This is a genomic window from Streptomyces spiramenti (assembly GCF_012034385.1).
Lineage (GTDB): Bacteria > Actinomycetota > Actinomycetes > Streptomycetales > Streptomycetaceae > Streptomyces > Streptomyces spiramenti.
Map to the genome: position 1 here is coordinate 1 of NZ_JAAVJB010000229.1, position 7,932 is coordinate 7,932.

The following is a 7,932-nucleotide window of genomic DNA, read 5'->3' on the forward strand; positions in this document are numbered from 1 at the left end:
GCCCGGTACGCGACGGTCGCGTACCGGGCCCCGTGGTCGGGTGGGAGCGGTCGGTCAGGCGTACTGGGCGCGCAGTCCGGCGGGGCGGATGTCGGTCCAGTGCTCCTCGATCCAGGCCAGCGACTCCGCGCGGCTCCCGGACTCCCGGGCGATGCGCCAGCCTGCCGGAACGTCGGCGAAGGTGGGCCAGATCGCGTGCTGCTCCTCGTGGTTGACTACCACGTGGAAGGTGCCGTCGTTGTCGTCGAAGGGGTTGGTCACGGCGGGGTCTCCTGTCGGTGATGTGCGGTGGGCGGTGGTGGTGGGGCCGTTCGGTGCGGTGGCTCGGCGGCATGCCCGCCTGTGGTGGCTCAGGCAGTGCCGGTCGCTGCGGCGGCGGGGGTGCCGGCCTGTTCCGCCGCCTGGATGCGGCGGAACTTCTCGGCGATGACTCGGCCTATCTGTGCCATGGGTTCCGGATCTGCCATTCGCAGATGCGACGTGTCTATGTAATGCACGTCGATGTTTCCGTCGACGAATTCGGACCAGTTCTCCGGCTGGTACTGAATGCTGTGGAGGCGGGTTGCCATGAGGAAGGTGATCTCGGCGTCGGTCCGGGGCGGGTCGTAGTCCCACATGATCTCGGCGTGATTCACGGATGCGTTGATCACCGCCAGCAGCTCGTCGTCGGTGAAGCCGGCGAAGACGGGGTCGCGGCGCCGCATCAGGTCCCCGACGGCCTGGGGGTCGGACCGGCCGCCCAGGTCCGAGTGGGGCTCCTCGACCAGCAGGTCGAGCATGTCCTTCTCGGAGAGCTTGCGGCGGCCCTTCTCCCCGGACCGCGGGTAGCAGTCCATCAGCGCCAGCAGTTCGACCGTCTCGCCCTGGCTCTCCAGCAGCGCCGTCATCGCGTGCGCCACGGTGCCGCCGAAGGACCAGCCCATCAGCCGGTACGGGCCGCGGGGCTGCACCCGGCGGATGCGCTCCAGGTAGTCGGCGGCCATCTCCCGCACGCTGTCCGCGGTGAACCCCGGCTCGCTCAGCGCCCGCGACTGCACGGCGTACAACGGCTGGTCGCTGCCGAGGTGGCGGGCGAGCCCCGAGTACGGCCAGCCCATCCCCGTGCCGGGGTGGACGCAGAACAGCGGGCGCCTGGTGCCCTGCGGTCGCAGCGGCAGCATGACGGCCATCGAGCCGCCCTCCACGGCGCCGTCGTCGTCCAGCAGGCCGGCGACGGTCGGAGAGCGGAACAGGTCGCGCACCCCGCGCTCCACCCCCAGGACCGAGCGCATCCGCGTCACCAGCCGCACCCCGAGCAGCGAGTGGCCGCCGAGGTCGAAGAAGTTGTCGTCGATGCCGACGTCGGGGACGCCCAGGATCTCGCCGAAGAGTCCGCAGAGCACCTCCTCGCGGGGGTTGCGCGCAACCCGGCCGGACCGGTCGGCCCGGACCGCCGGCGCGGGCAGCGCCCGCCGGTCCGGCTTGCCGTTGACGGTGAGCGGTATCGCCTCCAGCACCATCACCGCCGAGGGCACCATGTGCTCCGGGAGCGCGGCGGCTGCGGCCTCCTTCAGCTCCGGAGCGCTCACCCCGGCGCCGCCCGACCGCGGCACGGCGTACGCCACCAGCCGCTTCTCGCCGGGCCGGTCCTCGCGGACGACGACCGCGACGGTGCCGACCTCCGGGTGCCGGGCGAGCGCCGCCTCGACCTCGCCGGGCTCGATGCGGAAGCCGCGCAGCTTGACCTGGCCGTCCGACCGTCCCAGGAACCGCAGTTCGCCCTCGGGCGTCCACAGGACCAGGTCGCCGGTGCGGTACATCCGGCCGCCGTCGGCGGCGAACGGGTCGGCGACGAACCGTTCGGCGGTCAGCCCGGGGCGCCCCACGTAGCCGCGTGCCACCTGTTCGCCGGCGATGTACATCTCCCCGGGCACCCCGATCGGGACCGGCCGCAGCGCGTCGTCCAGGACGCGGACGCGGGTGTTGTCCAGCGGTCTGCCGAGGAACACCCCGGGCAGTCGCCGCACACCGGTGTCGAGCCGCTGGTGGTGGGAGGCGAACGTCGCCTCGGTCGGGCCGTAGGAGTGGACCAGGACCGTGTCCGGGCAGTGGTCCAGGACTCGCTGGAGCGCGGCGGGGGAGGCGGTGTCGCCCCCGGTCCACACCTCGCGCAGCAGCCGCAGCGTCGGCAGCCCCTCGTCCGCCATGATGTTGAACAGCCCCATGGTGAAGTAGGCCGCGGTCACGTCGTGTTCGCGGATGGTGCGGTCGAGTTCCGCGACGTCGGCGCCGTCGCCCGGCGCGATCACCAGCTCGCAGCCGTTGAGCAGCGGGACCCACAGCTCGTAGGTCGAGGCGTCGAACCCGATCGCGGAGTGGACCAGCATCCGCTCGTGGTGCGCCAACTCCCAGCAGCTGTCGGCGACCAGGTCCGCCACGTTGCGGTGGGTCACCGCCACCCCCTTGGGGCGTCCGGTGGAGCCCGAGGTGAACATCAGGTACATCGCCCCGTCGACCCCCACCCTCACGCCCGGGTCGCCGGCGGGGGACTCCCCGTCCGCCGTGGCGTCGTCGAGGACGATCAGCCGGGTCCCGCCGTGCGCCTCGCGGACCGCGAGCGGGCTGTCGAGCTGGGCCCGGGAGGTGACGATGACGCCGGCACCGGTGTCCTCCATCATCATCCGCACCCGGCTGCCCGGCAGTTTCGGGTCCAGCGGCAGGTAGGTGCCGCCGGCCTTCAGCACACCGAGCGCCGCCACCAGCAGCTCGGGGGTCCGGTCCATCAGGACCCCGACGGCCTCCTCCCGACCCACCCCGGCGGCGATCAGCCGGTGCGCCAACGCGTTGGCCGCGGCGTCCAGCTCCCCGAAGGTCAGCCGCCGCTCGCCCAGCACCACAGCCGTGCGGTGCGGCGTCCGGCGGGCGTGGGCGGCGAACAGCTCGTGCACCGGCGCCACCGCGACCGGCCGCCCGGTCGCGTTGTACTCGTCGACGACGCGTCGCGCCTCGACCGCCGACAGCAGCGGCACGTCGCCGACGCGTAGCGTCGGGTCGGCGGCCACCGCACGCAGCGTGCGCGCCATGTGCTCCGCCAACTGCCGTGCCACAGCCGGGTCGTAGAGGTCGCTCGCGTACTCCAGCACCCCGTCCAGACCGGCGGGCCCCTCGCCGTCGGCGGTCTCGCGGACCGAGAGCGTCAGGTCGAACTTGGTGTGGGCGGTGCGCAGCGCCAGCCCCGACCCCGAGAACATCGACGCGGTGGCGGTGCCGTCCGCCGGGGTGACCTGCACCAGCACCTGCACCAGCGGGTGGTGCGCCGCCGACCGGCGCGGGTTGAGGTGCTCCACCACGCGGTCGAACGGCACGTCCTGGTGGGCGAAGGCCGCCAGGTCGGTGGCGCGCACCCGGTCCACCAGCTCCGCGAACGGCGGGTTGCCGGAGGTGTCGGTACGCAGCGCGAGGGTGTTGACGAAGAAGCCGACCAGTCCCTCCAGCGCGTCGTCGTCCCGCCCGGCGACCACGGTGCCCACCGGCACGTCCGTGCCGGCGCCGTGGCGGGTGAGCGTCGCGGCGAACGCCGCCTGCACCACCATCAGCATCGTCGCGCCGCGCTCCGCACCGAGCGCGGCCAGCGCGCGGTGCGTGGCCGCGTCCACGGCGAACGGCGCCACCGCGCCCCGCCGGTGCGCCTCAGCCGGGCGTGGCCGGCCGGCGGGCAGCTCCAGCACCGGCGGGGCGTCCGCCAACTGACGCTCCCAGTAACCGAGCTGCCGTGCGAGGACGCTGCTCGGGTCCGAAGCGTCGCCGAGCGTGTCGCGCTCCCACATCGCGTAGTCCGCGTACTGGACGGGAAGCGGCTCCCACTCCGGCTCCCGCCCTCGCGCGCGGGCGAGGTACGCCTCCTCCAGGTCCCGCAGCAGCGGACCGGTCGACCACCCGTCGGCGGCGATGTGGTGCAGGAGCAGGACCAGCGTCTGCCCGCCGGGCGCCGTGGAACCGTCGGCGTCCGCGCCTCCCGCACCGTCGGCGACCGTCACCAGCGTGGCGCGCAGCGGGATCTCCGACGAGAGGTCGAAGACGTGCCCGCAGGCCGCTTCGACCGCCGCCGTGAGGTTGGCCCCGCCCGTGCGGACCAGCCGCAGCTGCGGTCGGGCCTCCGGCAGGATCCGCTGGTGCGGCTCGCTGTCGACCTCGGCGTAGACGGTGCGCAGCACCTCGTGGCGCGCCACCAGGTCGGTCAGCGCCTCGCCGAGCAGCTCCGCGTCCAGCGGGCGCCCCGGGCACAGCACCAGCGGGATGTTGTACGAGGCGGAAGCCCCCTCCAGCTCGTTGACCACCCACAGCCGCTGCTGCGCGTAGGAGAGCGGCACCCGCTCGGGGCGCTCCACGGGGACCAGCGCCGCCCGGCGCTCCTCCCGCTGCCGTTCGTCGACGCGGCGCGCCAGCGAGGCCGGCGTCGGTGCGAGGAAGAGGTCGCGGATGCCGATCTCGGTCGAGAGCGCGGCCCGCGCGCGGTTGACCAGCCGCATTCCCATCAGCGAGTGGCCGCCGGTGCGGAAGAAGTTGTCGTCGGGGCCGACCTGCTCCCGGCCCAGGACCGAGGCGAACAGCGCGGTAAGGGTGGCCAGGTGCGGGCTGTCACCGGCGGCCGGTGGCGCGGTGTCGGGGTGGGCGGGGGTTGCGGCGGCGAGCGCGGCCCGGCGCGCGGCCAGCCCGGAGCGCTCGTCCTCGGTGAGCAGCGCCAGCGCCGAGAGCGGTTCCCGAGGGCGCTCACCGGCGGCGCGCAGCACCCGCAGGCAGAGGTCGAGCAGCAGCCGCACCGTCCCCGGTTCGAAGAGGTCCGCGCTGTACTGGAGCCACAGGTGGAGCCCGACGGGGTGCTCGGCATCGTCCCGGAGGTCGACCGCCACCAGCGCGAGGTCGAACTGGGCCGAGTCCAGACCCGCGGGCTCCAGCGTCGCGTCGAGCCCGCCCAGCGGGAGGGTGGCGCCGGTGTCGCGCTGGACCGCCACCGTCACCTGGAAGAAGGGATGGCAGGACAGCGAGCGCACGGGGCTGAGGTGCTCGACCAGCAGGTCGAACGGCAGCTCGCTGTGGGCGTAGGCGCCGAGGTTCCCGTCGCGGACCCGCTCCACCAGCGTCGTGAGGTCCGGGTCGCCCGAGACGTCGGTGCGCAGCGTCAGCGTGTTGACGAAGAAGCCGACGAGATCGTGCAGCGCCTCGTCCGCCCGCCCGGCGACCGGCGTGCCGACGGGGACGAGCGGCCCGCTGCCCGCCAGGTGCAGAGCGGCGGCGAACCCCGCCTGGACACCCATCAGCAGCGACGCCCCGTGGTCGGCGCAGAGGGCCAGCAGCCGCTCGTGGGCCTCGGCGTCCAGAACGGCGTCGAGGGTCGCGCCGGCGTGCGTCGGCTCCAGCGGGCGCGGACGGTCCAGCGGGAGTTCGAGCACCGGGGGGAGCCCGTCGAGTTCCGTGCGCCAGAACGCGATCTCGCGGCCTGCGAGTGAGTCGGGCCGCTCCGGATCGCCCAGGGTCTCCTGCTGCCAGAGCGCGAAGTCCGCGTACTGCACGGGCAGCGGCTCCCACTGCGGGGCGCCACCGTCGCTCCGGGCCCGGTAGGCGGTGTCGAGGTCCCGCATCAGCGGCGGCAGCGACCAGCCGTCGGTGGCGACGTGGTGCATCAGCAGCACCAGGGTGGCGCCGCCGGAGCCGGGGACGAACAGTCGCGCTCGGATCGGGAGTTCGGCGGCCAGGTCGAAGCCGAGCCCGGTGAACGCCTCGACCAGCTCGTCCCGCTCGCCGGCGGCGCACTCCCGCACGGTGAGCAGGCCGGCCGGTGTGGCCGCCACGTGCTGGTACGGCTCGCCCTCGGGCGCGGGGAAGACGGTGCGCAGCGCCTCGTGCCGCTCCACCACGTCGAGCAGCGCCTCCTCCAGCGCCGCGGCGTCCGGTATCCCGTCGAAGGCGAGCACCACCGGCACGTTGTAGGCGGGCGACGGCCCCTCCAACCGGTTCATGAACCACAGCCGTCGCTGTGCGAACGACAGCGGCACCCGGTCCTCCGCGGGCAGGGCCTCCTCCTCGAACCGGACCAGCCCTTCGGTGTCGCGTCGCGCCGTCGCGGCGGCGGCAGCGGGGCGGCTGCGCGGCGGGAGCTGCGCCAGCCGGCGGCGGTCGATCTTGCCCGACGAGGTGTGGGGGAGCTCGCCGACGAACGCGGTGAGGCCCGGGACGGCCGCACGGGGCAGCTCGGCCGCCACCCGCGCGTGCAACTCCTCCTCCGTGACGGCCGGGACGGTCTCCGCGGTCACCACGAACGCCACCAGCCGCGTCGCGCCGCCCGCGGTCTGCTGCGGCACCACCGCCGCCTCCCGCACGGCCGGGTGCCCGCAGAGCACCGACTCGACCGAACCCGGGTCGACGCGGTGGCCGTTGATCTTCAACTCGCCGTCGAGGCGGCCGAGGTAGCCCAGCAGGCCGTCCTCGCGCAGCAGGACGCGGTCGCCGGTCCGGTAGGCGCGTTCACCGTCCAGGGAGGTGAACCGTGCGGTGGTCAGTTCGTCGCGTCCCAGGTAGCCCTCGGCGAGCCCGGTGCCCAGCAGCCACAACTCCCCGTCCACGACGGCGGCGCGGACCCCGGGCAGCGGTCGCCCGATCGGGACCGGCCCGCCCCGGTGTCCGCCGAGCTCGGCGACGGTGGCGACGACGGTCGCCTCGGTCGGGCCGTAGGTGTTGAACAGCCGCACCTCCGCGCCGACGGCGGCGCGCCACTGGGCGACACGCTCGGGGAGGGCCGCCTCACCGCCGATGATCACCGTCCGGATCGCGGCGGGCAGCCGGATGTCGCCCCCGGCGAGGGAGAACACCAACTCGTGCCAGTAGGCGGTCGGGAGGTCCAGCACGGTGACGCCGCGTTCGGCGCAGCCCGCCAGCAGATCCGGCACGTCCAGCTGCTCGTCCTCGCGCAGCACCAGCGTGGCGCCGGCGGTGAGGGTCACGAAGATCTCCTCGACGCTCGCGTCGAAGTGGAGCGGCGCGAACTGGAGGACCCGGTCCCGCGCGGTGATCCCGTAGCGGTCGGCGGCGCCCGCCGCGAACCGGGCGAGGGCCGCCTCGCCGACGACGACACCGTTGGGGGTGCTGGTGGAGCCGGAGGTGTAGACGACGTAGGCGGCTCCGGCGGTCACGCCCTGCCCGGGGAGCACCAGCGAACCGGCCGCGGCGACGTCGGAGGCCGAGGGGGCGGCCTCGCCGCAGACGTCGGTCAGGATGGCGGTGGTGCGGGCCTCCGGCGCGTCCGGGTCCAGCGGGAGGTAGGCGGCACCGCAGCGCAGCACGGCCAGCAGGGTCACCACCGTCTCGACGGACCGGCCGCGGCTGACGGCGACCAGCCGGCCGGGCGCCGCGCCCGCCGCCGCCAGCTCATCGGCGCGCAGCGCCACGGCCAGCGCCAACTCGCCGTAGCTCAGCGAGGTCGCGCCGTGCTCCACCGCCGGGTGCGACGGGTCAGCGAGGGTCCGCGCCGCGATCTGCTCCAGGACGGGAGCGGCGACGGGCGGCGGGCCGCCGTCCACCACGGCGGACGGCACGGGGCCGCCGACGGCTCTCTCCGGGGCGGGCTCGGTCACCGGCTGGCCGGTTGCGGTCATATCACGTCCTCCAGACGGACAGGGGCGATGGCGGTTCCGGCGCCGGGCGGCAGCACCGTCGGTGCGGGGATGCGGGGATGCGGGGATGCGGGGATGCGTCTGTGCGGGGGTGCGGGGGTGCGGGGGTGGTTCGGCGGCCCTGACGACAACGCTAGGGAGCGGCACCCCGGTCGGCGGGCAGAGCGACCGGCAGCTTCACCGGCATCCGCGACGGCAGGGCCACCGCCGGGATGCGGACCGGCGCGGGCCGGAACGACGGCGCCGCCGGTACGGCACCGTCGTCACGACGGTGCCGCACCGGCGG

Annotated in this window: 2 protein-coding genes; both read right to left on the minus strand. The window is 74.7% G+C overall.

The window, feature by feature from the left end:
• Positions 1-54: 54 nt before the first annotated feature.
• Positions 55-261, minus strand: coding sequence for an MbtH family NRPS accessory protein (locus tag HCJ92_RS20105; RefSeq protein WP_167935023.1), 207 nt, complete (start codon positions 259-261; stop codon positions 55-57).
• A gap of 89 nt (positions 262-350) precedes the next feature.
• Positions 351-7,628 (minus strand): non-ribosomal peptide synthetase, encoded by a 7,278-nt coding sequence (locus HCJ92_RS20110; RefSeq protein ID WP_167935024.1) that lies wholly within the window; start codon positions 7,626-7,628, stop codon positions 351-353.
• Positions 7,629-7,932: the final 304 nt, after the last annotated feature.